The organism is Paenibacillus tyrphae (assembly GCF_027925525.1).
Taxonomy (GTDB): Bacteria; Bacillota; Bacilli; order Paenibacillales; family NBRC-103111; genus Paenibacillus_G; species Paenibacillus_G tyrfis_B.
The window spans coordinates 26946-53022 of the sequence record NZ_BSDJ01000006.1; the positions used below are offsets into that span (position 1 = coordinate 26946).

The window sequence follows — 26077 nt, forward strand, 5'->3', positions numbered from 1 at the left end:
GTACAAAGGAATTAAATTATCAAAAGAGTTATCGCCTCCAAAATTCAAAGGTCTGATATGATGTATCTCAATACCCGCCTGCCAATTTACGTATCCGTATCGTTTGTCATAATAATCTTTATACTGTCCCTTCACCGTATTATTAAATGTTTTTCTCAAAGCTTCAACAACATCAGACGATACTCTGGAGTAAGTTGTAGTATCGGGAGGAAAAGCGTTTAAATACCCGTTTACATCTATACCGTACCAAAAAGGATACAGTACCCCGATTTTATTGAGCAGTATTTCGGTCGTCTGATTTCCATCTGTGGCATAGCCAGCCGTGCTTCCGTCAGGATTTCTCCAAATTGCAAAATTAGACGACTGATACCAGTAAAAGCTTGTATTATTCGCGCTAACATATTTCCTTTCCGATTTTCCTACAAATGGATATAGCCAATTATAGTTTAATACATCTGTTACCGTATAGCTCCCGTATTTATTCGGCCCTCTTGATAATGAAAGCTGCCCCCAACAGTAGCAGGCAGACTACCTTCCACGGCAGTTAGTGCAATCTCCAAATACGGGCTTGTATTTCCTGTGATAACAAAATCCGCTGAATAGTACGCCACTGAGACGCCACTACCGAGTCTGCCTCCACTGACTCCCGCAGAAGGATCAATAGTTGAAAATTCTGTGTTTGATTGTCCAACATTTTTCAGATTGTATACGCTGTGCTCTTTTCCGGATTCAGAGTAGGTGATGACATCGTTGGGCTTCAAGAAGGATGCGCTTAATTCGTTGGCTAATTGGTCCGCATTCTTATTCGAAGCATGACTTTTGCCGACGTTATCACCTTCGATTACCTTAACTGCCTTATCTTTGTCATAGACAACCGAAAATTTGTGAGAAATTCGAATTTCCTTTTTCTCAGTGTTATCCAGCAGAACAGCATTGTTTTTAGCTGATGTTGAATCAGCCGCAGCGGCAGGAAGCACACTTGAGAGAACGAAAGACAAGCTCAGGATAGCAGGTAATAAGTATTTCCCAATTTTCTTAATACCCATTGGAAATGTCACTCCTCTATTGATTTTTTTGCAAACAAGAAACGAAACAATTGTTACTAAAACCTATCTGCCCCCCCCCCCTTTGGGATAATTTGGACATCTCATCGGCCGGTTAGGTTGTCCAACCACAAAGTACCATAAAAACCCATTATATGTTAAGACCTATTTTTGTGCCAATCTGCCTATTTAAAAGTCCTGAAAAATTACATGTAATTCCTAATTATAGTATTTTATTTACATTTTTATTTGGCCGATGTAATATTATGGGTATATTGAAGTGGAGGAGATTGGTAATGGTATCGACCGTTCAAAGTCTAAGAACTGTTGTAGAAATTGAAATACAACACCATGGTTATACTCCTTTACAATTTAGCGAGCTTGCAGGAATCCGTATTGATCAACTGGATTACCCCCGGTCTGTCACCATAGACCAACTCGAAAAGATAGCATCCCTTTTCGGGCGCCCACCCGGTTGGCTTTATGAGATGTATCTAAAGGAATGCTTTACAAGCGATAATCTCAGCATTTCGGAACAATTTGCACTGGCAGAAAGCCTATTTGAACAAGGAAAGAAATATGAAGCCGTACCGCTTTATCGTCATGTTGTCGAAAATGGTAACGGTTACGAACCGCAGTATATCATGAGTCAGTTCCGATTGTTTCAATCGCTCATTGGGACTGGTGTAGAAGAGAACAGGGAGGCTGTTTTTCGCTTCGAGGGTCATTACAAGTATCTGCCGGAGGATGTCCGGCTCGATGCACTTTTGCAAATGGCGAATGTTTACTACACCTTCGAGGATTGGAAAAAAGTCGAGCGATATGCTGACGAGCTTAGGGAACTGGCAACCAAAATATACGAGGAACAATTAAAAAATGGTAAACCTTACAATTTCCTTAGAACACAACGGCATTTAGTGGTATATTATGGTCAAGGCTACCTTTTGAAGGGTGTTGCCTTGGCGAAACAGGATCAGTACGGGGAAGCGAAAGAGTATGTTTTAGGGTATTCCGATCTTGGAGGGTTTCAATTCCTTGACGAGACTGGTCAAAAGGAGGTTGAGAAGTTCAGGGTTTGGGGTAAAGGGAACATGTATGCTCTTGAGGTGAGTACGGGAAATGAAACTGTCATCCCGGAGTATCTGACCTATATCGAAGAGCATCCAAATGAATATGTTTCTGGGGCCATGCATGTTGCTAAAGCAGCATGCAAATTTAATTTTTCTGTCGATGAAATTCTGGAAAAATTGTCTGTGAAACTCCCTGATATCAATTCTAGTATCACGCATATTCACGGAACCCAATTATTTCATTTTTGGTACATGAAAGCAAAAATTAGTTTCAAGAAAAATCGTAGGCAAGCTGGAATTGATGAACTTTTACATGCTCTGCAATTTGCTCGGAAAATCCAGTATTATTCTGGCTTTGAAAAAAGCGTCTCATTGTTCTGGAAGTTTATTGACCATGCTTCCTCAACTCAAAGAATGGATTTTCATAACATTTTTGAAGGAGCGGTTGATTTATGAAGAAAGTAATTTTTTCATTGGTGATGGGTCTTGTTTTTTTGAGCGGAATTAATTTAGTACCACAACCACCCGTAACGTCTCAAAATCCACCTGTACCGCAAATGTCTGCCCTGGACGATCATGGAGTCGGGGGCTAAACACCAGAAAAAATGAGTCCCGGCCAGTAAGCGAACTGGTTAGGGACTTTTTTCATTTTACTACACCGCAGCACACGTATAACTTTGCCATGGAAACCGCATCCTAACGTGTAACTTATTCTCTCTAACACACAGGATGATCGCCATGGCTTTTTTGCATAATTGGATTCGAGGAAAGAAGAGCTTTGCGGCGCAAGCGCAGGCGAACCATAAGCTGAATACCCCGATCAGCTCCGTATTAGCGCAAAATATAGCCGATTTGCATGAGCTGTTCAGTCAGACGCCCGATTTGGTCGTACGTCATTTCGTGATCAAACAGACGGGCAATCAGGCGGCCATTGCTTATTTGGACGGGCTCACGGACAAAAACGCCCTTAACAAAGATGTGCTGCGCCCGCTTCAATTCGAAGCGGATTCGGATGCCCCGGGCAATTTACCCCGGGTGAACGTCGGGAATGTCCGGACCATAAGTCTGTGGTCCGATCTCGAAATGGCCATGCTGCAGGGCGTCAGCATTTTATTCGAGGATGGCCGCAACGATGCGGTTGTTTTCAATACGCAGGGGTGGCCGCAGCGGTCGATCGAAGACCCGCAGCTCGAGGCATCGCTTAAGGGTGCGCATCAAGGCTTTGTCGAAACCAGCAGCCAGAACATCGCGTTGATCCGCCGTTACATCCCGAACCGCGAACTGAAAATTAAGGAGCTGACGATTGGCCGCCGAGGGAACACCCTCGTATCCATCTTATATATGGCTGATATCGTTCATCCCGAAGTGTTGAAGGAAATCGAAGACCGCATTCAACAGTCGGACATTGATGCCATTATTAACACGGGGGAATTGGCGGAATTGATCGAAGACAACCCGTACTCGCCTTTCCCGCAGTTTATCGCCACCGAACGCCCGGATTCGGCTGCCGCCCAATTGCTGCAAGGGAGATTTGTCGTCATCGTCGATCGTTCGCCCAGCGTACTGATCGGCCCTGCGACGTTTACATCGTTTTTTCAAAGTGTGGACGATTACAGTACGCGCTGGATGGTCGCATCCTTTACACGTTTGCTGAGATTTATGGGCTTTACCGTAGCCGTCTTTTTGCCGGCGCTCTATATCGCCGTCATTTCCTTTAATTACGAGGTCATTCCGCTGCAGTTGTTGTTGTCGATCGGAGAATCCCGGGCGCGCGTTCCGTTTCCTCCGCTTGTCGAAGCACTGCTTATGGAAATTACGTTGGAAATGATGCGCGAAGCGGGGGTACGGCTTCCGGCACCGGTCGGACAAACGGTCGGAATCGTCGGGGGTATCGTGATCGGGCAAGCGGCCGTATCCGCGGGAATCGTCAGCAACATTATGGTTATCGTGGTCGCTTCCACGGCGATCGCTTCGTTTATTATCCCGAATTACGATATGGCTTCCGGCGTCCGGCTGATTCGGTTCCCGATGATGATCATTGCCGCGATGTTTGGGATTGTGGGCATGGTAATCGGCATGATGACCTTGATCGGACACTTGATTTCACTGGAATCGCTGGGCACGCCTTACGGCAATCCGATCGCTCCGATGCGGTTCGCGGATATGAAAGATACGTTCGTTCGGTTGCCCTTATGGCGCATGAAGACGCGTCCCAAGAGCTCGCGGGCCGTTAATTCGCAAAGAATGGGCGACAACCATCCGAAAGGTGACGGCTGAATGAAGAAGTATGCGTTTAACGAGATCACGCTGATGCAATATATTTTGGCGATTCACGGGATGCAGATCGGGATCGGCGTGCTCCAGCTCCCCCGTCTGCTGGCGGAGAAGGCCGGAACCGACGGATGGATATCCTTGGTCATCGGCTGGCTGGTTGCCCTTACTGTCAGTCTGGTGATCATCCGGGTCATGAGATATTATCCGGAAGGAACGCTATTGGAGCTCCTGTCCCATCATTTCGGCCGCTGGGCAGGGAAGCTTGGGGCGCTCGTTTTTTGCGCATACTTCTTTTTCTTTTTCTTTATTGTCGTTGTCCGGGCCGTACTGTTTTTGAAGCTGTGGATTTTACCGCAGACCCCGGATGCGACGATCATGGTGTTGATTCTGATTCCGAGCTACCTCATTGTTCTGGGAGGCGTGCGCATTTTGGGCAGGTATGCGGAACTGGCATTTTATATGTCGTTGTGGCTTCCGTTCTTTTACCTGTTTCCTTTGTCGGTCAGCCACCATTGGCTTCATCTCCTTCCCGTACTGAAGGAAAGCTGGAAAAACATCTTGGAGACATCCCTGACGACGATCGTGTCTTTCCTTGGATTTGAAACGGCGTTTTTCCTCTATCCCTTCTTGCAAAAGAAACAGTATGCTTCCAAAGGAATGATTGTCGCTAATATCCTCACTATGATCGTTTATCTGGGGGTTACTCTCATCTGCTTTGTTTTCTTCAGTCCGGACGAAATTACGCGGTACAACGAACCGACACTTAGCGTGCTGAAGGTAACGGAGCTCCGGTTTGTCGAGCGGATGGAAATTGTTTTCCTTGCATATTACCTGTTTATTCTGTCGACCACATTGATGCCGATGATGTACTTTACCATTTTTTGCTCGAACTGGTTGTTCGGCACGAAGGCTTACCGCGCACACTTTCTGGTCTTGGCGGCAGTTGTTGTCGCTTATGTCGTTTTCTTTGTTCCGACATTTCCCCAGAGCGATAAGTCTCAGAAGATTTTCGGCAACATTGCGCTCTATCTTTGCTTTGTCCTGCCTTTCGTCTTATGGTTTCTGCTTTGGATGAAAACTCGTTCTGCTCGGAGGAAACTGGCATGAAACGATGGCTTTCGCTCGGACTGCTGGTTATTCTGCTTGTGACCGGCTGTAGCAGCGATAAGATTAATGTCGAGGAGTTGACGCTTGGCTTAATGCTCGGCATGGATCTGGACCAAGATAACCATATGGTGTATTACTTGTCCAGCCCTGTGTTTAACAAGGAAGCGAAGAAGAAAAATGAAGAGTTCGGCCGCAAGACGGAAACGCTCCGCCAATCGATGACGGGGTTCGATGCGATGACGACCGGGCTGACCATTCGGGGAAAGGTGCAGGTTATGCTGGTAGGCAAACGCATCTTGCAGCATCCCGATTGGTTTCGGCTGTTCGATGTCGTATACCGGGACGCCAAGTATTCCGTGAACGCCAGAGTTGTCGCTGTGGACGGCCCGGTTGCGGAAGTCATTAACTTTTACCCGATTGACAAGCCGCGGCTGCCCCTGCATATGACCAGATTGATCGATACGGCCAGCCGGAGGGGCATCACCGTGAAAACGACACTGCAGGAGCTGCACCGGCAAATGTATGAGAAAGGGGTGACGCCTTCGATCAGTGAAGTTAAGATGGGCAAGGCTGTTGAGGTGAAAGGAACGGCCGTGCTGAATGAGCGTGGGAAGTATGCGGAACTGCTCAACTTGCAGGAGAGCACGTTGCTGCTTATTTTGCAGGAGCGCGGGAAGGAAATGAACCTTTCCGTTCAAATTCCGGGAGAGGACGAACGGGGACCGGTCCGCCGAAGCACGATCACCTTTCGGGTCAAAAGCGCCAAGACGAAAATTAAAACCAAGTACGTCCAAGACAGGTTTCAATTCGATATCGATGTCAAAATGTCTATTGCTTTGTCGGAGAAGTTATTCCCGTTTGACGTCAGAAAAGGGGGAGAGAAGCTGCAGAAGGCTATTGAGGAGCAGTTGAAGCGGCAAATCGAACATATAATCAGCAGTTTTCAAAAGCATCAGATCGATCCGATCGGTCTCGGGCTACACGCCCGCGCTTATGAATACCAAGCGTACAAGAAAGTGCAGGAGCATTGGGGCGAAGCATTCGCCAAGGCCGACGTGAAGCTTTCCGTGAAAACGGAAATTACCGATATGGGGCCGGTCAAATGAACTATACCCGGAGCATGTTCAATCCGTAAAGCGAGTGGTGACGAATGAAAAAGTATGCGTTTAATGATATCACATTGATGCAATATATTTTTCTGATCGCCGGTATTCAATTGGGTATCGGTCTGCTTCAACTCCCCCGTGAATTGGCTGAACGTGCGGGAACCGACGGGTGGATCGCCATCGTTATCGGTTTTGTCATCGCCACATGCTCCAGTCTAATGATTGTCGAAGTGATGAAGCGGCACCCGGACGGAACGCTTTTTGATCTGCTGAAGCGCTACGTGGGGAAGTGGGCGGGACAATCGGCAGCGGTCTTTACCGCGCTGTATTTCGCTTTCTTTTCCTATACCATTATGGTGAGGGGAGCGTTGTTCGTCAGGTCGTGGATTTTACCGAAAACGCCTGATTTCGTCATGTTGATTCTTTTCGTCGTCCCGTCGTATTTGATTGCCCGGGGAGGCGTTCGCGTGTTAGGCCGCTATTCGGAGCTTATTTTTTATATCACCTTATGGATGCCCTTTTTCTACCTCCTCTCCTTGAGAGAAGGCAATTTGCTGTACATACTTCCTTTGTTTAAAGAGGGCCTGCAGCCGATCCTGCTGGCGGTAAAGCCGACGCTGTTCGCTTTTTTAGGATTTGAAGTGGCATTTCTCCTGTATCCGTTTCTAAAATCGAAAAAATACGCCTCCACAGGGATTATTGTCGCCAATACGCTGACAATGCTCGTTTACTTGCATGTTACCGTGACCTGCACTGTCTTTTTTAGTCCGGATACCATTACTCACTTTAACGAACCGTCGGTCAATGTGCTCAAAACGTTGGAGTTCCGGTTTATCGAACGGCTGGAAATCTTTTTTCTCGCTTTCTTTATCTTTATGATTTCAACGACATGGCTGCCGGGAATGTACTTTTCCGTTTTCTCGATCAATTGGATGTTCGGCAGAGAAGATCACCGCAAGCTGCTTCAATGGTTAATGCTGCTTTTTGTCGCCAGCATGTTCTTTGTTAAGCCGTCGTTCAACAAGACCGATAAGTGGATTGAAGTTGTCAACTTGATGGGGATATGCTTTGGTTATTTGTTTCCTTATGTTTTGTGGGTGTACGTATGGCTTCACGATCGTCTGCAGCGGAGGCGAAGGGGAACATGAAGCGATGGGTACGGATAGCAGCATTGGCCGTCTGCGTAGCGATATTGCCCGGATGTTGGGATCAGACGAATATCGAGGATTTGACGCTCGGTCTAACGCTAGGCCTCGACTTGGACGAGAAAGATCACTTGACAGTTCATATGGCCGCTCCCGTGTTCAGTAAAGAAGCGAAGAAAAAAAATGAAGCCTACGAATTCCGGTCCAAGACGCTCCGCGTATCCAGAAACCAATTCGATGCCGTTGTCACCGCTCTTACCGTCGGAGGGAAGTCGCAAGTGCTGCTTCTCGGCAAGCGTTTGGCAGAGCAGGCGGATTGGTTTCCTTTGACGGATGTCTTTTTCCGGGACGGGAAGCAGACCGTCAATGCGAAGGTTGTGCTTGTGGACGGCCCGGTATCCGATGTGATACACACTTTTCCTAAGGATAAGCCGCGTCTTTCTTTTCATCTGACCAGGCTGCTCGATAAAAATAACAAGCGAAATTTTACCGTCCGGACGACGATTCAAAAGCTGATCGATCAGAAGTATGAGAAGGGCATGACCATTTCCATTTCCGAGCTTAAATTGAGCAAGGAACTCGAGGTAACGGGCACGGCGCTGCTGGATAACAAGGGCAAATACAAGGGCTCGCTGAATCAGCAGGAAAGCGCCTTGCTGCTCATTCTGCAGCGGCAAACGGTAGATGAAATTCCGTTCAATATCCATGTCCCGCACGAGCGGAAGAGCGGTGTCTTCGCTTCGGATATTGTCAGCTTCAACGCCGGTACCGAGAAGATTAAAATCAAAACGGCTTACAATCAAGGGAAGTTTCGTTTTGATGTCGGCATCCATTTGTCGGGAGCTGTGACGCAGAGACTGTTTCCTTTCGATTTTGAAAAAAAAGGAAGAGAGATGGAAGCCGCGATTGAAAAGCAACTGGACAAGCAATTCTCGGAGCTGGTGAAAAAATTCCAGAGCCTGAAGGTCGATCCGGTCGGCTTCGGCATCTATGCGCGGGCGTATCAATACAAGGACTATAAACAAGTGCAACAGCAATGGCCGGACGTGTTCGCGAAGGCGGACGTGAACGTTAAGGTCAAGCTCACGCTCAAGAGCGGTGGGGTAACCAAGTGATTCATGCGGCTCTCTGCGAGGAAGAGAGGCGCCCCCGGGCAGCCGGACCGGCAGCCCAAGGGAGATAAAGTTTGTCTGTTATTTCATGAATATACCTCGAATTCGAACAGCGAATATCCGTAGGCCGTGCCGCGCGCGGTGCCGAGTACCCGGACATACCTTGCATTCTGCGAGGCGAACGTGACTTCGTCCGTTCCGCCGTTGCCGCTTGTCGTCGTATAGACGTCCGTCCAACCGGTTGCGTTATCCGACACTTGAATTTTGTACGCCGATGCGTAGGCGCCTTCCCATTTCAGCTTGACTTTGCTGACGGCTCGGGACGAGCCGAGATCGACGTAGATCCATTGCGGATCCTTTCCTTCCACGCTGGCCCACCGCGTGCTGCTGTTGCCGTCCACCGCTTTGGACGCGTCGAAGCCGGGGCCTTCGACGGAGCTGGCGACAGCCGGTTTGCCGAGCGCCAGATTGCCACCTGTTGGCGGAGGCGTGACAGGCACCTCGTCGAGGATGGACGTAATGGCCAGCATATACCAGGCGGCGTGGGGAATCCACTGTTCCAGGCTGCGCCATCTCTCGCCGCCGGATTGGATGAAGTCGATGCCGGAGCCGTCGTTGTTTTTGGAATGGATGCCGTTGCTGATTCCGCCGTCGAGGTCCGTATGGCCGTATTTCGTGCTGCCGTAATCCGGGGGATTCGTCCCGAAGCCTCGCAGCATCGAGATGCCATACGGGTTTTTCCCGAGAATCCAATCCAATTGATCGGCGTAATAGGTCCGGTACGTGCCCGGTAAATTCGCGCTGCCTGCGAAGGCGTATTTCCCGCCGATCAGCGACATGGCCGACAAGGACGACAGCCGCGCATTTTCCCCCTGCCACCAATAATTCGATTCGTTCTGCCGCGGGATGAAGAAATCTTTGCGTATCTTGCCGTTGTGCTTGGTTACTTGTCTGGACAGGCCGAAGCCGTTCGGAACTTCGCCGGTAATGGCGATCAGATGGTTGATGTAATTTTTGATCGAGTCGATATTGACCGTCTGCGAAGCCGCTGTATCCGTCTGTGCATAGAGAGCCAGCGCCATCGCGGGCATTCCCGCCTCCGCCGCATGGTAGTACGGGCGCGAGCCGCCGTCCGCGTAATACCAGCCTTCCGTCTGCTGTCGGCTCACAATGCTCGCGGCCCGGGCGCGGGCGTCGGTCAGGTAAGTCTGGTTGTTCGTCGCTTTGTACAGTTCGGTAGCCGCAATCAGGGCGCAGTAGTCGTCGATAATATTCTCGACCCCGTTATCGGTATAGCTGGAGTTGTTCGTCTTCAGATGCGCGTAGGCGCTGACGGCTGCGTTCAAATAGTCGGCGCTGGTAAACTCCCCCGACAAGCCGAGTCTGGAGCTGGCCGCCAGCGCTGCGATCGCCATGCCGCCGCCTTCGCGGAAGGCGGCTTGGTAATTGGCCGACTTGTCGCCCGTGCTGTTGGAGTAGGCGGCTACATACCGCTTGGACAAATCGCCCGTCCAGTTGTCGAACACGGTAACGTAGAAGTACGGATTGTTCGCCTTCATGCGGACGAGAAAATCGGCGCCGAAGGCGGCTTCCTGCTCCAGAGCGGCCTTCTTGCCGATCGCATCGAGCTGCGCCGGGTAACGGTCGCGAATGTAGGTCATTACCCAAACGACCAGCGGCGTTTGCTGCGGGGTCATAAAGTTGGTGTACTGGAGATGGCTCAAATATTTGGAGATATCGCCCGAAGCGTCATACCAGCCGCCGCGCACGTCGCGGGTTTGGGCGGGATTGCTGCCAAACAGCTTCGCTTTGGCGTCGGCGTTCCATACGGCGCCCGCGTTGCGGCTTTTGAAGAAATAATCGAGCGCCGGGCCGAACGTCTTTTTGAACAGAAGGGCATCGTCGATGTCGAAGGCCGGAGACGTAACCGTACTGCCCTGAACGATCCTGATTTTGTATGTGCCCGGCGTCCGGAACGCGGTGAAATCGAGCTTGGCGAATACCCGGTCGCTGTACCACGAAGTCATGCTTTTCCAATCCGCGGCAGCGATGGCGCCTTGAAAGACGGACTGCGAAGTGGACGCATCGATAAGCTCAAACGATGTCGGCTTGGCTCCTGAGGACGACCAATCGACGACGGCGGTTTTCGGATACGTTTTCTCGTAGCCAACCTGATTGACGCGGATCGCATTGGCCGCGGCGTGCGACGGGGCGGGGGACGCAGCGAATGCCGACAGCATCATCAGACAGCACAGGACCAGCATCATGATTCGCTTTCTCATGAAACAGCCTCCTTTGATTGTAGTTGTGTAAACAACGGCAGGTCGTTACTCCTTGACCCCTCCGGCCGTCATGCCGTGAACGAGAAAGCGCTGCAGGAAGATAGCAATGAGCAGCGGAGGGATGGAAGCGGCGACGCCGCCGGTGGCCACCATGCCGAAATCGACCGCATGCTTGCCGCTGAACTCCGAGATGGCGACGGAGATCGTCTTGGAGTCGAGCGTGGAGGTGAACAGCAGGCCGAAGAAGAAATCGTCCCAGGACAGCAGGAACACGAAGATCAGGGTGGCGACGATGCCGGGTCTGACCATCGGAACGACGACCAGCCGGAGCGTTTGCAGCCGGCTACACCCGTCCAGCGCGGCAGCTTCGTAGAACTCGTGGGACAATTGCTTGAAGTAGCTCTGCATAATCCAGATGACGAACGGGATCGCGAACGACAAATTCAACAGTACGAGCGTCGCTTTGGAATCGAGCAAGCCCAGTTGGTCCACCGTCATATATAAGGGGATGACGATTACGATGGACGGAATCATGTACGTGAACAAAAATAAGTAAATAAGCGGCTGTCGGAAGGTAAAGCGGTACTTCGCGAAAGCGTGAGCGGCCAAGCCTCCCACGATCAGTGCGATCAAGGTAACAAAGGCGGCTACGATCAAGCTATTCCTCATCGAAATGCGGAAGGCGTAAGCCATATCATTGTCCGGATTTGTGAAAATATCGCTATACCGCGCAAGCGTCACCCGCTCCGGAATCCAGCGCAGTGGGACGCTCTGCAGATCGACCTGATACGAAATGCTGGACAGCACCAGCCATGCGAAGGGAGCCAGCGTACAGAAGGCGACGGCCAGTCCGAACGCATACTGGACGAAAGTCAGCGTGCGCGATTTCATGTCTTCGCCTCCCCGGTACCGAACCCTTTCACGTAAGCGAACGTCAGCAGAGCGATGAAAGCGGCGATCAGGTAAGACAGCGTCGCCCCTTCGGAAAACTGAAGGCTGGTGAACGCTTTGATGTAGGTCATATAGTTGACGACCATCGTTCCGTTAGCGGGTCCGCCTTGGGTCAGCACGAAGATCAGGTCGAACACCTTGAACGTTTCCATCGTCCGCATGACGATCAGGAACAGGAACGTCGATTTCAGATACGGCAGCGTAAGGACGGCGAATCTGCGCAGCAGGCCGGCGCCGTCGATATTCGCCGCCTCGTAGACGCTTTTGTTCGTAAGCTGCAGGGAGGCGAGGATGAAGATGGCGACGAACGGCGTCATTTTCCACACGTCGGCGAGGATCACCATGTTCATGGCCGTCCAAGGGCTGCTGAGCCATGGCCGATACGCATCGATGAGATGAAACTGGGTCAGCAGAGCGTTCAGCGCCCCGTACTCCGGGTGGTAGATCCATTTCCACATCGCGCCGTTGACGATGGTCGGCACGGCCCAGGGCAGGATGATGACGGAGCGCAAAAAGCGGACGCCGGCGAATTTCTCGTTGAGCAGCAGCGCGATCATCGTGCCGAGCAGCAGCTCCGCCACGATGGAGACGGCGGCGAAATAAGCGGTTCGTCCGAAGGCCGACCAGACGTCGGGATTGCCGAGGACGGAGGCGTAATTGCTCAGCCCGACGAACTCGCCCGACCCGGACGAGGTCAGGTTCCGGTCCTGCACGCTGTACAGCAGCGTTTGGATGAGCGGAAGCAGGACAATACCGAACACCAGCACGATGGCAGGAGCGACGCTGAATAGGCCGAACGCTTGGTCGCCGGTTCTTTTTTTCATAAAGCATCTCTCCTTGGCAAGGCAGGGGGCGGCGAAGCGCCCCGTTACGGATTATTTCGCGATATCCTTGATTACTTTGGCCTGCAGGTCGTCGAGCGCCTTCTGCGGCGTCGCTTTGTCGAGCAGCGCCTGGTGGACGGAAACTTGCAGCTCGGTGGAAAATTGGCCGTACCAAGGCACTTGCGCACGGTTGACGATATGCTCGTACTGCTTCTTGGACACTTCGATCAGCTGCGGATTCGTCCCGGTGACGGCGCTGTCGTTGAACAGCGATTTCCAGATCGGCAGCGCGCTTTGGGCATGCTTCTTCTGGAACTCCTTTGAAGACAGGAACTGGATGAATTTCCAGGCCTCGTCGGGATGCTTGCTTTTCTTGGAGATCGCCAGTCCCATGCCTCCGTTCGTCGTGGCGCTCGGCTTTTTGGCCGTTCCGGGCACGGCGGCAATGCCGATCTTGCCTACGACCTTCGACTCCTTCGGGTCGTTCGCCATGTCGTACATGTAAGTCCAGTTCAAGGCGAAGGCGGCTTTGCCGCTGGAAAATACGCCTCGCACGTCCTCTTCCAAATATTCCACGGAGCTGGGATTCGTCAGGCCGTCCTTGATCGACTTTTGCATAAACGCGAGCGCTTCGACGTTCTCGGGCGTCTGGATCGTCGGCTTGCCGTCCTTCACAAACTCGCCGCCGAAGGAGCCGGCGATCATCGTGAAGTCTACGGATAAGGCTTCCGCTTGCTTCCACGACCAGACGATCGGATGCTCGACGATTTTTTTCTCCTTCAGCGCTTTGGACGCGGCGATCAGTTCGTCCCACGTCTTGGGCACCTCGGCAATTCCCGCTTTCTCCAGCATTTCCTTGTTGTAGAACAAATACTTGACGTCGTTAAGCCACGGCATGCCGTACAGCTTGCCGTCGGCGCGCATCGCGCTTAGCGCACCTTCGAAGATGTCGCCGCGCTCGGCGTCCGATACTTTGCCCGTCACATCGAGCAGCAGATTCGCTTTGACGAATTTGGCGGTCCACGGCGCATCGATCAGCATGACGTCGTAGCTTCCTCCGCCGACGAGAATTTTTTGCTCCAGCGCCTCGTATGGCACAAAAGTGGCTTCGACCTTAATGTTGGGATTGGCTTTGATGAATGCGTCGACCGCTTCCTTGATCGCTTCCTCGCTGTAGCCCGCCTGCTTCATAAAGATGGCGTTTAGGGAAACGCTTTCTTTTTTCTGGCTATCTTCTTTCTTCTCCGGCGCAGTTGCGGCGGGCGTTGTTGATGCGGCACAGCCGGCGAGCAGACCGGCTGCCGCGCAGACGATCAGTACGGCCGCAAGCTTTTTTTTCATAGGCGGCTTCCCCCTTGACGGATAATGATTTTATGGTAAAGCAAGCAAGGGTGGATGGAAATGAACGATCCTTGCGCGATTATGGACAATTCTGATTTTTTAACGCCTGCTTCTTGTAATCGGTCGGGCTTAGGCCGTACAGCTTGCGGAACAGGCGGTTGAAATAAAACGGGTCCGGAATGCCGACCTCTTCGGCGACCGCTTTGACGCTCAGGTCGGGATTTTTCAGCAGCTCTCTGGCCCGCTCCATGCGCAGCGCGTTCAAATAGCCGACGATCGTTTGACCGGTCTCATTCTTGAACAGGCGCGACATGTGGCTTTCATTCAAATTGACGTACCGGGCGACCGCCTCCAGCGTAATTTTCCGGTCGATATGCCGGAGCAAATATTCGATGATTTCGCGAACTTCCTTGCGGTATTTCCGCGCGGCGGGAGGAGGGGCGTGGCGCTCAAGGTAGCGCAGCGCTTCTGCGAACGCGGCCCGGAACTCCCCGGCGGTTCCCGCTTGCATGAGCGAATCGCGGTACGTCCCCGGCAGAGCGCCGCTCCCGTCGGCCCCCGCGCTGGCCGCCTCCCAGCAGTCGATCACCGTCAAGGCGCTTCGCGCCAGCAGGGAAGGGTGAAGCCGCGCCTCTCCGGCCGTTTCCAGCAAGGCTTCCATGGCGGCGGGCAGGCCATCGGTTTCGCCGGAACGAATCCGCGCGATCATGTCGTCCTGCAGCCGTACGATAGGCGGAGGAAGTGAACCATCGTGGCAGCCGGTCTCCCCGGCATGCATAACGACCGGGGTCGGAAGGTAGAAGCGGATGCCCGCCGCCCGCTTGCAGGCGCGGTAAGCTCCGCTTGCGTGACGCAGCCTGGTGAACGGTTCGCTGACGACGACGTTAACCTCCAAATTCAAGTACATCCGCAGCATGTCCGCGATCTGCTTGGCGAGCTGCATTTTGCCGCTGGCGGAGGCATATCGCCCTTGTCCGGAGAGCAGCACCATATACTCGCGGCCGGCGATTTCTGCAAACTCGCCCATGGGCAGGCCGGTCATCAGCTCGGATACGATGTTGCGGATGGAGAACGACATCAGCTGCTTTTGACTCCATTTGTTCCGGTCATACCGGTCGACGTGCAGGTACAGCAGGAACAGCGGCCGCTCGCCGGGCTCGATCTTGAGACGGCTCGACTGCCGTGCCAGCTCGCTATCGGATAGCGGTTCGCCATGGATCAGCTCCTGGAAAAAGCGGTTTTTCGATAGCCGGTAGCCTTCCAGCACCGCTTCCGTCCGGATCCGGTCCGCTTCTTGTTCCTGGCGCTCGGTGAGGATGAGCTCGCGGGTTTTGCCGAGCACGGCGAGCAGCTCCTCCGCTTTCAGGGTCACCTTCAGCAAGTAGTCAAGCGCGCCGAGCTTCAGCGCCTCGCGTACCAGCGCGTATTCGTCGTAGTTGCTCAGAGCGATGATTTTGCCGCGAAACCCGGGGCGGCCTTGCAGCTCCTGAATCAGCTCAAGCCCGTCCATCCGCGGCATCCGCAGGTCGGTGATGACGATATCCGGGTCCAACCGGTCGATCATGCCGAGCGCCGCCAGCCCGTCCTCCGCCCCGCCGCACAGCTCGTAGCCGTGCTCCTCCCACGGAATCATCATGTTGAGCCCGATGCGGAGCATTTTTTCATCGTCTACGATCATGACCTTCATCTCTGATTTCCCCCGATCATCGGCATCGTCAGCAGGACCCGGGTGCCTTCGCCCTCCCGGCTTTCTACCGTCAGCCCGTATTTCGTCCCGAAATTAAGCTGGATTCGTTCCTGGACGTTGCGTATTCCGATATTGGACAAACGATGCTTCCCGCGATAATTCGAATCGAGCAGGCGGCGAAGCTGCTCTTCGTTCATCCCTTTGCCGTTGTCCTGAACAGCGATCTGCAATTGTCCGTCTGCGCTTGTGGCGGTGATGACGAGCTTCTTATCCTCGCGCTCCGCGCCGTCGAGTCCGTGGATCAAGGAGTTTTCTACGATCGGCTGGAGAATGAACTTCATGATGGCGGCCTCGGACAGGCCGTCGTCGATGTCGTACTCGACGGTAAACGAGCTTCCGAAGCGGAGGCGCTGAATGATGAGGTAATTGTCCACATTGGCGAGCTCCGAGCGGAGCGGGATAAATTCCTTCTTGTCGACCATCGTATGGCGGAGCAGCTCGGCGAGGGCGGTCAACCCGTCGCTGACGACCGGCACGTGATTGATCGCGGCGGTCCATTTCAGGCAGTTTAACGTATTGAACAAAAAATGCGGATTGATCTGCGCCTGCAGCATCTGGAGCTCGATTTCCCGCTTCTTGATCTGCTCCTGTTTCGTATGGTCGATCAGATCGCGAAGCTGCTCGATCATGAGGTTGAACTTGCCCGTCAGGAAGCCGATCTCATCGTTGCTCGGGTCCTGGATTCTGACCTGGAAATTGCCGGTGGAGACCTGTTTCATCGATTCGGTCAGCCGCTGCAAGGGGGTGGAGATGCTGGTGGAGATCAGGAACGCGAGCAGGAGGGAGCACAGGAGGCACAGCCCGACGACCAGCACGATATAAGGCAAAATTTGCTTCGTTTCTTTATTGAGCAGTTCGTAAGGGATCGTTCCGACCAAATACCAGCGCGAGACGGCATCGTAGGAATAGACCAAAAGGTATTTCTGCTTGTTGAATACGGCGGAGAACGCCCGCGTCCCGAGCAGCTCATGCTCCGAAATTTCCTTCAGCAGCTCGCCGTTCGGATAGTTGGCGCCTACTTGAAGACTGCGGTTTCCCGCCGACAAAACGACGCCCCGCGTATCGGCAATGAACAGGTCCGAGCCTTCGCCGACATCGGCATCCTCATGGATGATGCGGGAGTAATAGCTTTCCTTGACGGCGATGAATACGTAGCCGATGGTGTTCATCCAGTTGAACTGCGAATGAATCGGCCTCGCGAGCACGATGCAGTCGACGCCGTTCTTCGTCACGATATGGGTCCAGACGTCTTTGCCGGCGCCGGCCTCGATCATATCGGTCAACATGGCGATGTCTTCATCCCGGAGCTTGTCATAGCCGAGATCGTACATCAATTTGCCGGAAGAATTGGTGATTTGGAGGGATTTGATTTGGCTGAACAGCTTGCGTCCGCTGAAGGCGCTATTCAGCTCGTAGTAGCTGTCCATAACGGACTGCGTGTCCGGGGCGGTGTTCGCCTGCAGAAGGCTCGTTTGCACGAGGTTATGCATCATGATTTGGTCCGTTAAATACAGCAGAAGCTCGTTTTCCCGCTTGATTTCGTTGCGCAGCTGGTCCAAAATTTGCAGCGAGTAGGCGCTGATCTTCGAGCTGATCGCTTCGCCCGACTTGTGATACGTCAGCAGGGTGGCGATGCATAGGGGGAGGATGGAGAGAAAAAGAAATGACAGAATAAGCCGGTTCTTGATTTTGGAGAGCCGCAAATACGGATGTAACCGCGCCGCCCAGCGGAGTTCGTCCCAATGCCTCACGTCGATCGTTTCACAACCTCTCTCTAAAGGATCGTACTTTGTGCCTAGACCTCTTTTCCAAGTTCAGGGAGGTTCTCCTAGATTTAAAGTACCTTCCGCATGGGGCGAACGTCAAGAGCAGGATTGGGCGGGGCGCCTTCTTCACACCATCTTTGGATTCATTTAACATAGCGCAAACAATCGGAGGATAAAGTGAAGATGTAGAGAATACAACAAAGTGAAGGAAGATGAAGGATTTCCTTCTTGACGGGTTGACGGAGCGGAGGAAAGGCATGAAAACGACGTTTGTGTGGTTCGATTTGGGATATACGTTAGTTTATTTGGAAAGGGAACAATGGTTTGCGGCCTATTTGGCTGAGCAGGGGATCGCCAGGAAGCTGCGGGAGATCGAGCTGGCTTACCATCATGCGGACAAGCTGTTCATGCGCGAATACCCCGGCGTTCTCGGAAGGGAAGCGGCGACGTTCTTCCCGTGGTACCTCGGCGTGCTGAATTACCGGCTAGGGCTGTGCCTCGATCTGCAGGAGCAGTGGCGGCGGCTGAACGAGCTGCGGACGGAACGCCGTTCGCCTTGGGTGGCTTATCCTTACGCGGCCCAGATGCTGGAGGAGCTGAAGCAGGCGTCCTACGGTATCGGTTTAATCTCCAACTGGGATTCCAGCGCCAGACAGGTGCTGGCGGATACCGGGCTGCTGCCGTATTTCGACCACGTGATCGTCTCCTCGGAAGTCGGCGTCGAGAAGCCGGACCGGGCCATCTTCGAGCTGGCGCTGCGGCAGGCGGGCGTACGTGCGGAGGAATGCTGCTACGTCGGAGACAATTATTACGACGATGTCGTCGGCTGCCGCGAGGTGGGGATGGACTGCTGCCTGATCAATCGGTTCGGCCGGGATGGCATCGAAGAGGTGCAGCATGAGCCCGTCCTTGCGTCGGTGCAGGAGCTGCCCGCATATTTGCACAGAAAGGAATGGAAGCGCAGCGTATGAGCGTAGAAAGCAAGATCGAGCAGCTATTCGATTTGCTGAGCCCGAGTCAAAAGAAAGCCGCCTACTTTCTGACCAAAGACATCCGCCAAGCGGCCGTGCTGCCGGCCAAAAAGATGGGCGAGCTTGCCGGCGTCAGCGAGGCCACGGTGCACCGGCTCGCGCAGACGCTCGGCTTTGAAGGCTACGCCGCGCTGCAGAGCGAGCTGCAATCGCAGTTTCTGCAGGCGCGTCCCGTGCAGCGACTGCTGGAAACGGCGCAGGAGGAGCAGGCGACGTGGCTTGACGAGCTGTTCGCGCAGGATATCGACAACCTCCGCGAGACCGCCGCGCTCAAGCAGGAGGCGAAGGTGGAGGAGGCGGTCCGGTTGCTGCTGGATGCGGAGCGCACGTATACGGCAGGCTGGCGCGCCGGCCTTGCGGTGACGGCGCCGCTCGCTTACATCATGCATTACATGCTCGGCCAGGCCCGGCTGGTGCCGCAAGGCGAGGCGGCAGAATATGCGGCGCATTTCCGGCCGGGAGACGTGCTGCTTGTCTCCGGGTTTCCCCGCTACTGCCAGACGACGATGCACTTGACGGAAGCGGCAAAAGAGAAGGGCGCGCGCATCGTCGCCTTGACGGACTCGCCGGTATCGCCTTTTGCCAAGCTGGCCGATGTGTACTTGCTCGCCGCGACCCGTTCGCGGGGCTTTCTCGATTCGTACGTGGCACCGCTCGCGTTGGCGAACGCTTTGATCAAGAAGATGGCCCAGCTCGACTTGGAGCGGGTCAAGCGCAATATGGTGGAGATGGAACGGAAGTTCCGCATGTTCGAGACGGAATCGTCCGGGTGGACCGGACCGAACGGAAAGGGGACAACGAAATGAAATTGACGATTTTGGGCCCGTGGGGCGCTTATCCGGCTGCGGATTCCGCGTCGGCGTCGTATTTGATTCAGACGGAGTCGGTCAACGTGCTGCTGGATTGCGGCTCCGGTGCGCTCGCCCAGCTCCAGCGGCATCTGCCGCTCGAAGAGCTGGATGCGGTCGTGCTCACGCACTACCATACCGACCATATCGCCGACGTGTACTGCCTTCAGCATGCGGCGATGATTCTGATGCAGCTCGGCCGCAGAACGAAGCCGATCGAGATCTACGCCCACGACACGGACCCTGCCGCCTTCGCAACGCTCGCTTACGGAGAGTACATGCACTCGCATGTTATTGCGGTAGGAGATACGCTTGCGCTAGGCGATCTGACGTGGACCTTCGGGCATACGACGCATCCCGTCCCGTGCCTGTCCATGCGCATCGAGCACGGGGAGCAGGCGCTTGTTTTTACGGCGGATACCGCTTGGAACGACGATTTGATGCGAATCGGCCGGAACGCGGATCTGCTGCTCTGCGAAAGCAACCTGTACAACGAATACTTCGGCAAAATCGGCGGACATCTGACCGCCGGCGAAGCGGGAAGACTCGCCTCGCAGTGCGGAGCGAAGCGGCTCGTGCTCACGCACCTTCCCCAGTACGGCGATCTCGCCCAGCTTGTCCGGGAAGCGCAGGAGACGTATCAAGGACCGATTGATCTCGCCCGCACGGGCGATCAATACCGGCTGTAATACGGCCGGAGCGAGTGTTGAGAAAGAGGTTATTGACAGAAATAGAGATACATACGGAGGTGGGGTATCTACTGGAGGAGCGATAGCGCTCGCCTTTGTCTGCGGGAAATATCCGCTGCTAAGCGGCTTCAAATAAAAATTTCCTGCAGACAAGAGCGACCGGAAGTAGATACCCCACCCCCTCGTACACCTCTATTACCGTAATTAACCACTTTCTCAACACTGTCCGGGCTGTACTGCAGCCGGAAGAAATAAAAATAGAAAAGAGGAGAAACCATGCTAACCGAAAGATTGCGAAGGACCCCCCTGCTGCTTGCCGCTCTACTGCTGTCCGTCACCGTCCTGTCCGCCTGCGGCTCGGGCGACCCGGCCAAAACGCCGGCCACCGGGGCCGAAGCCGCCAAAGAGCCCGTGCAGGGCGGCAGCGTCGTCGTCGCCGTTCCGCAGGACCCGGACTATCTCGACCCGCACCTAGCCGTCGCCTCGGGGACGCAGGAGATGATGTTCAACGTGTTCGAAGGCCTGCTGAAGCCCAACGAAAAAGGGGAGCTGCAGCCCGCGGTTGCACAGGAATACAAGGTTTCTCCCGACGGGCTGACGTATGCGTTCACGCTGCGCGACGGCGTCAAATTCCACAACGGCAAGACGGTGGCGGCGGAGGACGTGAAGTTTTCGTACGAGCGGCTGATGGGCAAGGATACGGGCAAGCCGCTCTCCAGCGCCTTTGCGAACGTCGAAGCCGTCGATACGCCGGACGCCAAGACGGTTACCGTCAAGCTGAAAAAGAACGACGTCTCGTTCATGAGCAACTTCACGGCCGCTATTTTGCCGAAGGGATACGACAACCAGAATAAAGCGCCGATCGGCACCGGGCCGTTCAAGTTCGTCGAGTTCCAGCCGAACCAGAAGCTCGTTATCGAGAAGAACAAAGATTATTACGTCAAAGGCGTGCCTTACCTCGACAAGGTCGAGTTCCGCATCATGCCGGACGCCGAGGCTTCGCTGCTCGCTTTGAAATCCGGCGACATCGACATGTATCCGCGAATCGGAAACGAGCGCATCGCCGAGCTGGGAGATCAGTTCCGCTACGTGGAAGGCATGCAAAACATGGTCCAGCTCATGACGATGAATATCGCCCGCAAGCCGTTCGACGACCCGCGCGTGCGTCAGGCGATCAATTACGCCGTGGACACGGATGAAATCATTAAAGTCGTAGCTGACGGCAAAGGAACGAAGCTCGGCTCCAACATGAGCCCGGTCATGCAGAAATATTTTCAGGAAGGCTTGGAATCGACCTACAACGTGAACGTGGACAAAGCGAAAAGCTTGCTGGCAGAAGCGGGGCTGAAGGACGGTTTCAGCACGACGATTTCGGTGCCGTCCAACTACAAGTTCCATGTCGATACCGCGCAGGTCATTGCACAGCAGCTCGCGAAGGTCGGCATCACCGCCAAAATCGAAATGGTCGAATGGGCCGTCTGGCTGGACCGGATCTACAAGGGCCGCGACTACGATATGACGATCATCGGGCTGACCGGTAAGCTCGATCCGCACGAGGTGCTGGTACGCTACGCGTCCGACTACAAGTCGAACTTCTACAACTACAACAACCCGGAATACGACAAACTGATCAAGGCGGCCCAGGTCGAGCTGGACGACGCCAAACGGGCGCAGCTTTATAAAGACGCGCAAAAACTATTGACCAAAGACGCCGTCGCCGTCTATATCATGGACCCGAACTTCACCGTAGCGATGAAAAAAGAGCTGGACGGCTACAAGCTGTACCCGATTTACGTGCAGGATATGTCCACGATTTACCGCGTGAAGTAACAATCTGCGCAAAATATCGAGTTAAACGGGCGGATCACACGGAAAAAACGGTCCGCTCGCGCAGCGGTCTCATGAGTCGCGCAATTTTTTAGGAAAGGGGAGACAGCGACGTGACGTACGCATGGCGGAGAGCCTTTACATTCGTGCTAACGGTGCTGCTGGTCCTGATGATGACCTTTGCCGTCTTTCGGATCATTCCGGGGAACCCGGCTTTGACCATTCTCGGGATGGAGGCGGACGAGGCTCAGGTGGCCGCGCTTGAAGCGAAGCTGGGCATCGACCGCCCGCTCGGAGAGCAGTTTGCGAGCTGGCTCGGAGGCGTCGTCTCGGGCGATCTCGGCGAATCGCTCAAGTTTTCCAGGCCGGTCGGGGAGCTGATTCTGGACCGGCTGCCGGTGACGGCGTCACTCGCGGTGCTGTCCATGGCGATGACGGTCGTCATCGCCGTGCCGCTCGGCATCGCGGCGGCCAAATCCCAGCGCCGGGCGTCCGGCTGGTGGATTTCGCTGCTCAGTCAGCTCGGACTGGCCGTTCCGTCGTTTTGGCTGGGCATTTTGCTCGTGCTGCTGTTCGCCTTGACCTTCCGCTGGTTTCCGGCCGGAGGCTACGTCCGTTGGTCGGAATCACCGGTCGAAGCGCTGCGCTCCTTGTTCCTGCCTGCGCTGGCCGTCGCGATTCCGCAGGTCGCCGTCGTGGTGCGCTACCTGCGGACGACGATGCTGGAGCAGCTCAAGCAGGACTACGTCCGGACCGGCTACAGCAAGGGGCTGAGAGAACGGGCGGTGCTGTACAAGCACGTGCTGAAAAACGCGCTCATCCCCGTCGTTACGGTGATGGGGATGATTTTTGCCGACGTGCTGGGCGGCAGTCTGGTGGTCGAGCAGGTGTTTGCGCTGCCGGGGCTTGGGAGGCTGCTCGTTTCCTCGATCGGCGCCCGCGATTTTCCGCTTGTGCAGGGGATGATTTTATTCACGGCCGTAACGGTCATTGCGATCAATTTTGCCGTCGATATGCTGTACCGGGTGCTGGACCCGAGAATTCGGTTGAAGTAGGAGAAGAGCGGCATGATACGAAATCGGAACGTTCATTTGATCGTGGGCGGAGTGTTGGTCGGCACGATGCTGGCGCTCATGCTGATTAGCTGGCTGTATGTTCCTTACGACGTCAATAGCATGAATCCGGCCGAACGGTTTCTCGCTCCCGGGGCGAAGCACCTGCTCGGGACGGACAATTTCGGACGGGATATTTTAAGCCGGGTGATGACGGCTTCCCGGACGGCCTTTCAGGTCGGGTTTCTGACCGTTCTGATCGGTGCGGCCGGGGGGCTGCTCGTCGGAGCCGCCACAGGCTATGTCGGCGGCTGGCTGGACGAAGTGCTGATGCGGCTGATGGACGCGATGATGGCTTTTCCCGGGCTGCTGATGGCGCTGATGCTGGTCGCGGTATTTCAGCCGAACCTGACCAATACCATTCTGGCGATCGGCCTGATGGCCGTACCCGGGTTCGCCCGCATCGTCCGCAGCGGGTTCGTGCAGTACAAGGAGATGGATTTTGTGAAGGCGGCGCGCGGCATCGGGGCGGGACCGCTCGCCATCGTATTCCGCCACATTTTCCCGAACATTCTGTCGCCGTTCATTGTGGCGGCGACGATGAGCTTCTCGGGAGCGATTCTTGCGGAAGCCGGGCTGAGCTATCTCGGGCTCGGCATTCAGCCTCCCGATCCGAGCTGGGGACGCATGCTGAACGAGGCCCAGAGCTATATTGCGAAAGCGCCATGGTACACGCTGGCGCCGGGCGTCATGATCACGATGACCGTGCTCGGCTTCAATCTGCTCGGTGACGGGCTGCGCGATTGGAACGACCCGAAACGATAAGGGGGAACGAACCATGGCCAGAGGAAAAGAAACGCCTCTCTTGAGGCTGGACGAGCTGCATATCGAGCTTCCGACCCGTCAGGGCATGCGTACCGTGCTCGAAGGGGTATCGCTGTCGGTCGGGCGTGGCGAAATCGTCGGCATCGTGGGGGAATCGGGCTGTGGCAAAAGCATGACGGCCCAGGCCGTGATGGGACTGCTGCCCGCCGGCGCCCGCATCGCGGGCGGGGTGATCAACTACGACGGTGCCGAGCTGACACAGCTGTCGCCGGAGGCGATGCGCAGACTGCGGGGCGGGGAGATCGCCATGGTGTTCCAAGACCCGATGACCTCGCTCAATCCGGTATTTACGGTCGGAGAACAGCTGATGGAAGGGCCGCGATTGCACTTGGCGATGTCGCGCAAAGACGCGTATAATCATAGCGTAGGGATGCTGGAAAAAGTTGGGCTGGCCCGTGCGGAGCAACTGATGCGCGAATATCCCCACCGGTTGTCCGGCGGGATGCGGCAGCGGGTCATGATTGCGATGGCGCTGGCCTGCCGGCCGAAGCTGCTGATTGCCGACGAGCCGACGACGGCGCTCGACGTGACGGTGCAGGCACAAATTTTGGAGCTGCTGCGGGACTTGAACCGGACGGAGGGCACGTCGGTGCTGCTGATCTCGCACGATCTCGGCGTCATCTCGGAAATGTGCAGCCGCGTGTCCGTCATGTACGCTGGGCAGGTGGCGGAGACGGCCCCGGCAGCGGAGCTGTTCCGCTCGCCCGCCCATCCGTACACGGCCGGTCTGCTGCGGTCGATCCCTTCGCCGGATAAGCGGGGCGAAGCGCTGTATGCGATACCCGGGTGTGTACCGCCGCCGGAGGAGCGCGCCGGAGGCTGCCCGTTCGCGGCCCGGTGCGATCGCGCCGTGGCGGCCTGCTCCGGCGTAAAGCCAGCGAGCCGCTTGATCGCGGACCGGCACGAGGTCCGCTGCTTGCTTGCCGAGGAAGGGAGGCCGTCCGTCCGTGAGTATCAGCTCGCTTGAACGTGAACCGCTGGTGGCGATCGACCGGCTGACGAAGCGCTACCCGGCCGCCGCCACCGGCTTCGGCAAGCCCAAAGCCTGGGTGAACGCCGTGAACGGCGTCTCCTTCGAGATTCGCAGCGGCGAGACGCTTGGCCTCGTCGGCGAAAGCGGCTGCGGCAAGTCGACGACCGGACAGTTGCTCGCGCGGTTGTTGGAGCCGACCTCCGGGTCCATCCGCTTTCGCGGACGGGAACTGACAACGCTGCGGGCCCGCGAGGTACGGGAATTGCGCAAGCACATTCAGCTGATCTTTCAAGACCCGTACGCGTCGCTCAATCCGCGGCATACGATCGGCTCGATTCTGGAGGAGCCGCTTCGCGTCCACCGGATCGGATCGCGCGCCGAACGCAGGCAGCAGGCCCGCGACATGCTGGAGACGGTGGGGCTGGACCGCAGCTACGCCGCCCGGTATCCCCACGAACTGAGCGGCGGCCAGCGGCAGCGCATCGGCATCGCGCGGGCGCTCATGCTGGCCCGTCCTTCGTCGTGGCGGATGAGCCTGTGTCCGCGCTTGACGTGTCGGTGCAGTCGCAAATTTTGAATCTGCTCAAGGAGCTACAGCGGCGCTTCGCGCTGACCACGCTGTTCGTCTCGCACGATCTCAATGTCGTGCAGTATATGAGCGACCGGGTCGCCGTCATGTATCTGGGAGCGATTGTCGAGCTCGCGCCGGTCGAAACCTTGTTTCGCGGTGCGGTACATCCGTACACGCGGGCGCTGCTCTCGGCGATTCCGTCCGTCGGTGCCGGAGAGCGGCGCGAACGCATCGTGCTCCGCGGCGAGGTACCGAGCCCGCTTCATCCGCCCGCGGGCTGTCTGTTTCACACGCGCTGCCCGCAGGCGGTGGCGGAATGCGCTTCCATGCTGCCGGACTGGAAGCACGTCGGCCCGGACCATTACGCGCGCTGCCTGCTGACTTAAGCAGCATTCGCATCGGAGCGGCAGGGCGCAGTCTGCAGAAGCCGCCA

General features: G+C 55.3%; 21 protein-coding genes and 1 pseudogene. 15 read left to right on the top strand and 7 right to left on the bottom strand.

The features are described from left to right. Positions 1–458 precede the first annotated feature (458 nt). A complete protein-coding gene (locus tag QMG93_RS08845) occupies positions 459–1046 on the bottom strand; it encodes a hypothetical protein (RefSeq protein WP_281935528.1) in 588 nt (195 codons plus the stop codon). Positions 1047–1339: 293 nt separating this feature from the next. On the opposite strand from QMG93_RS08845, the gene QMG93_RS08850 reads away from it, so the two are divergent. The 7 genes from QMG93_RS08850 to QMG93_RS08880 all read left to right on the top strand — a co-directional run bounded on the left by QMG93_RS08850 (position 1340) and on the right by QMG93_RS08880 (position 8860). After that, positions 1340–2569, top strand: coding sequence for a DNA-binding protein (locus QMG93_RS08850; RefSeq protein ID WP_281935530.1), 1230 nt, complete (start codon positions 1340–1342; stop codon positions 2567–2569). Then, positions 2566–2706: a hypothetical protein gene (locus QMG93_RS08855; protein ID WP_281935532.1), complete on the top strand. Its 141-nt coding sequence runs from the start codon at positions 2566–2568 to the stop codon at positions 2704–2706. Before QMG93_RS08850 ends, QMG93_RS08855 begins: the two co-directional genes overlap by 4 nt. Positions 2707–2851: 145 nt before the next feature. Beyond that, complete coding sequence (locus tag QMG93_RS08860) at positions 2852–4390, top strand: spore germination protein (protein WP_281935534.1); 1539 nt, start codon at positions 2852–2854, stop codon at positions 4388–4390. Continuing rightward, the gene (locus tag QMG93_RS08865; RefSeq protein WP_281935536.1) at positions 4391–5494 is read left to right on the top strand and encodes a GerAB/ArcD/ProY family transporter; all 1104 of its coding nucleotides are present in this window, start codon (positions 4391–4393) and stop codon (positions 5492–5494) included. Then, entirely contained in the window at positions 5491–6600 is a 1110-nt protein-coding gene (locus tag QMG93_RS08870; protein ID WP_281935537.1) for a Ger(x)C family spore germination protein, read from the top strand. Before QMG93_RS08865 ends, QMG93_RS08870 begins: the two co-directional genes overlap by 4 nt. 44 nt (positions 6601–6644) lie before the next feature. Then, a complete protein-coding gene (locus tag QMG93_RS08875) occupies positions 6645–7748 on the top strand; it encodes a GerAB/ArcD/ProY family transporter (RefSeq protein WP_281935539.1) in 1104 nt (367 codons plus the stop codon). After that, positions 7745–8860, top strand: a complete 1116-nt coding sequence (locus QMG93_RS08880; RefSeq protein WP_281935541.1) for a Ger(x)C family spore germination protein — start codon at positions 7745–7747, stop codon at positions 8858–8860. Before QMG93_RS08875 ends, QMG93_RS08880 begins: the two co-directional genes overlap by 4 nt. Positions 8861–8943: 83 nt before the next feature. Here QMG93_RS08880 and QMG93_RS08885 read toward each other — a convergent pair whose 3' ends face one another. The 6 genes from QMG93_RS08885 to QMG93_RS08910 form a co-directional block, all read right to left on the bottom strand. After that, a complete protein-coding gene (locus QMG93_RS08885; RefSeq protein WP_281935543.1) occupies positions 8944–11139 on the bottom strand; it encodes a discoidin domain-containing protein in 2196 nt (731 codons plus the stop codon). A 45-nt stretch (positions 11140–11184) separates the two neighbouring features. Beyond that, positions 11185–12030 carry a carbohydrate ABC transporter permease gene (locus QMG93_RS08890; protein WP_281935545.1) on the bottom strand — a complete coding sequence of 282 codons (846 nt, stop codon included), beginning with the start codon at positions 12028–12030 and terminating at the stop codon, positions 11185–11187. Then, positions 12027–12914 carry a carbohydrate ABC transporter permease gene (locus QMG93_RS08895; protein ID WP_281935548.1) on the bottom strand — a complete coding sequence of 296 codons (888 nt, stop codon included), beginning with the start codon at positions 12912–12914 and terminating at the stop codon, positions 12027–12029. Before QMG93_RS08895 ends, QMG93_RS08890 begins: the two co-directional genes overlap by 4 nt. 51 nt (positions 12915–12965) lie before the next feature. Further along, on the bottom strand, positions 12966–14255 hold the full coding sequence (locus QMG93_RS08900; RefSeq protein WP_281935550.1) for an ABC transporter substrate-binding protein: 1290 nt from the start codon (positions 14253–14255) through the stop codon (positions 12966–12968). Positions 14256–14334: 79 nt separating this feature from the next. Further along, positions 14335–15942, bottom strand: a complete 1608-nt coding sequence (locus tag QMG93_RS08905) for a helix-turn-helix domain-containing protein (RefSeq protein WP_281935552.1) — start codon at positions 15940–15942, stop codon at positions 14335–14337. Further along, the gene (locus QMG93_RS08910) at positions 15939–17753 is read right to left on the bottom strand and encodes a sensor histidine kinase (RefSeq protein WP_281935554.1); all 1815 of its coding nucleotides are present in this window, start codon (positions 17751–17753) and stop codon (positions 15939–15941) included. The genes QMG93_RS08905 and QMG93_RS08910 overlap by 4 nt, the downstream gene beginning before the upstream one ends. Before the next feature lie 272 nt (positions 17754–18025). Here QMG93_RS08910 and QMG93_RS08915 point away from each other — a divergent pair, with 272 nt between their 5' ends. The 8 genes and pseudogenes from QMG93_RS08915 (at position 18026) to QMG93_RS35360 (ending at position 26030) form a co-directional block, all read left to right on the top strand. Continuing rightward, on the top strand, positions 18026–18739 hold the full coding sequence (locus QMG93_RS08915) for an HAD family hydrolase (RefSeq protein WP_281935556.1): 714 nt from the start codon (positions 18026–18028) through the stop codon (positions 18737–18739). Beyond that, positions 18736–19605 carry a MurR/RpiR family transcriptional regulator gene (locus QMG93_RS08920; RefSeq protein WP_281935557.1) on the top strand — a complete coding sequence of 290 codons (870 nt, stop codon included), beginning with the start codon at positions 18736–18738 and terminating at the stop codon, positions 19603–19605. Before QMG93_RS08915 ends, QMG93_RS08920 begins: the two co-directional genes overlap by 4 nt. Then, positions 19602–20336 (top strand): MBL fold metallo-hydrolase, encoded by a 735-nt coding sequence (locus QMG93_RS08925; protein WP_281935559.1) that lies wholly within the window; start codon positions 19602–19604, stop codon positions 20334–20336. The genes QMG93_RS08920 and QMG93_RS08925 overlap by 4 nt, the downstream gene beginning before the upstream one ends. Before the next feature lie 276 nt (positions 20337–20612). Further along, complete coding sequence (locus tag QMG93_RS08930) at positions 20613–22166, top strand: ABC transporter substrate-binding protein (protein WP_281935561.1); 1554 nt, start codon at positions 20613–20615, stop codon at positions 22164–22166. Between the two features lie 110 nt (positions 22167–22276). Further along, positions 22277–23218 carry an ABC transporter permease gene (locus tag QMG93_RS08935; protein ID WP_281935562.1) on the top strand — a complete coding sequence of 314 codons (942 nt, stop codon included), beginning with the start codon at positions 22277–22279 and terminating at the stop codon, positions 23216–23218. A 12-nt stretch (positions 23219–23230) separates the two neighbouring features. Beyond that, positions 23231–24040, top strand: a complete 810-nt coding sequence (locus QMG93_RS08940; protein WP_281935564.1) for an ABC transporter permease — start codon at positions 23231–23233, stop codon at positions 24038–24040. Between the two features lie 13 nt (positions 24041–24053). Further along, positions 24054–25067, top strand: coding sequence for an ABC transporter ATP-binding protein (locus tag QMG93_RS08945; protein WP_281935566.1), 1014 nt, complete (start codon positions 24054–24056; stop codon positions 25065–25067). After that, a pseudogene (locus tag QMG93_RS35360) lies at positions 25048–26030 on the top strand (ABC transporter ATP-binding protein). Before QMG93_RS08945 ends, QMG93_RS35360 begins: the two are co-directional and overlap by 20 nt. Positions 26031–26077: the final 47 nt, after the last annotated feature.

Bases quoted from the DNA above. Each gene is read 5' to 3' on its own strand.
- QMG93_RS08845 (WP_281935528.1), bottom strand. From the start codon at position 1,046: ATGGGTATTAAGAAAATTGGGAAATACTTATTACCTGCTATCCTGAGC.
- QMG93_RS08850 (WP_281935530.1), top strand. From the start codon at position 1,340: ATGGTATCGACCGTTCAAAGTCTAAGAACTGTTGTAGAAATTGAAATA.
- QMG93_RS08855 (WP_281935532.1), top strand. From the start codon at position 2,566: ATGAAGAAAGTAATTTTTTCATTGGTGATGGGTCTTGTTTTTTTGAGC.
- QMG93_RS08860 (WP_281935534.1), top strand. From the start codon at position 2,852: ATGGCTTTTTTGCATAATTGGATTCGAGGAAAGAAGAGCTTTGCGGCG.
- QMG93_RS08865 (WP_281935536.1), top strand. From the start codon at position 4,391: ATGAAGAAGTATGCGTTTAACGAGATCACGCTGATGCAATATATTTTG.
- QMG93_RS08870 (WP_281935537.1), top strand. From the start codon at position 5,491: ATGAAACGATGGCTTTCGCTCGGACTGCTGGTTATTCTGCTTGTGACC.
- QMG93_RS08875 (WP_281935539.1), top strand. From the start codon at position 6,645: ATGAAAAAGTATGCGTTTAATGATATCACATTGATGCAATATATTTTT.
- QMG93_RS08880 (WP_281935541.1), top strand. From the start codon at position 7,745: ATGAAGCGATGGGTACGGATAGCAGCATTGGCCGTCTGCGTAGCGATA.
- QMG93_RS08885 (WP_281935543.1), bottom strand. From the start codon at position 11,139: ATGAGAAAGCGAATCATGATGCTGGTCCTGTGCTGTCTGATGATGCTG.
- QMG93_RS08890 (WP_281935545.1), bottom strand. From the start codon at position 12,030: ATGAAATCGCGCACGCTGACTTTCGTCCAGTATGCGTTCGGACTGGCC.
- QMG93_RS08895 (WP_281935548.1), bottom strand. From the start codon at position 12,914: ATGAAAAAAAGAACCGGCGACCAAGCGTTCGGCCTATTCAGCGTCGCT.
- QMG93_RS08900 (WP_281935550.1), bottom strand. From the start codon at position 14,255: ATGAAAAAAAAGCTTGCGGCCGTACTGATCGTCTGCGCGGCAGCCGGT.
- QMG93_RS08905 (WP_281935552.1), bottom strand. From the start codon at position 15,942: ATGAAGGTCATGATCGTAGACGATGAAAAAATGCTCCGCATCGGGCTC.
- QMG93_RS08915 (WP_281935556.1), top strand. From the start codon at position 18,026: ATGAAAACGACGTTTGTGTGGTTCGATTTGGGATATACGTTAGTTTAT.
- QMG93_RS08920 (WP_281935557.1), top strand. From the start codon at position 18,736: ATGAGCGTAGAAAGCAAGATCGAGCAGCTATTCGATTTGCTGAGCCCG.
- QMG93_RS08925 (WP_281935559.1), top strand. From the start codon at position 19,602: ATGAAATTGACGATTTTGGGCCCGTGGGGCGCTTATCCGGCTGCGGAT.
- QMG93_RS08930 (WP_281935561.1), top strand. From the start codon at position 20,613: ATGCTAACCGAAAGATTGCGAAGGACCCCCCTGCTGCTTGCCGCTCTA.
- QMG93_RS08940 (WP_281935564.1), top strand. From the start codon at position 23,231: ATGATACGAAATCGGAACGTTCATTTGATCGTGGGCGGAGTGTTGGTC.
- QMG93_RS08945 (WP_281935566.1), top strand. From the start codon at position 24,054: ATGGCCAGAGGAAAAGAAACGCCTCTCTTGAGGCTGGACGAGCTGCAT.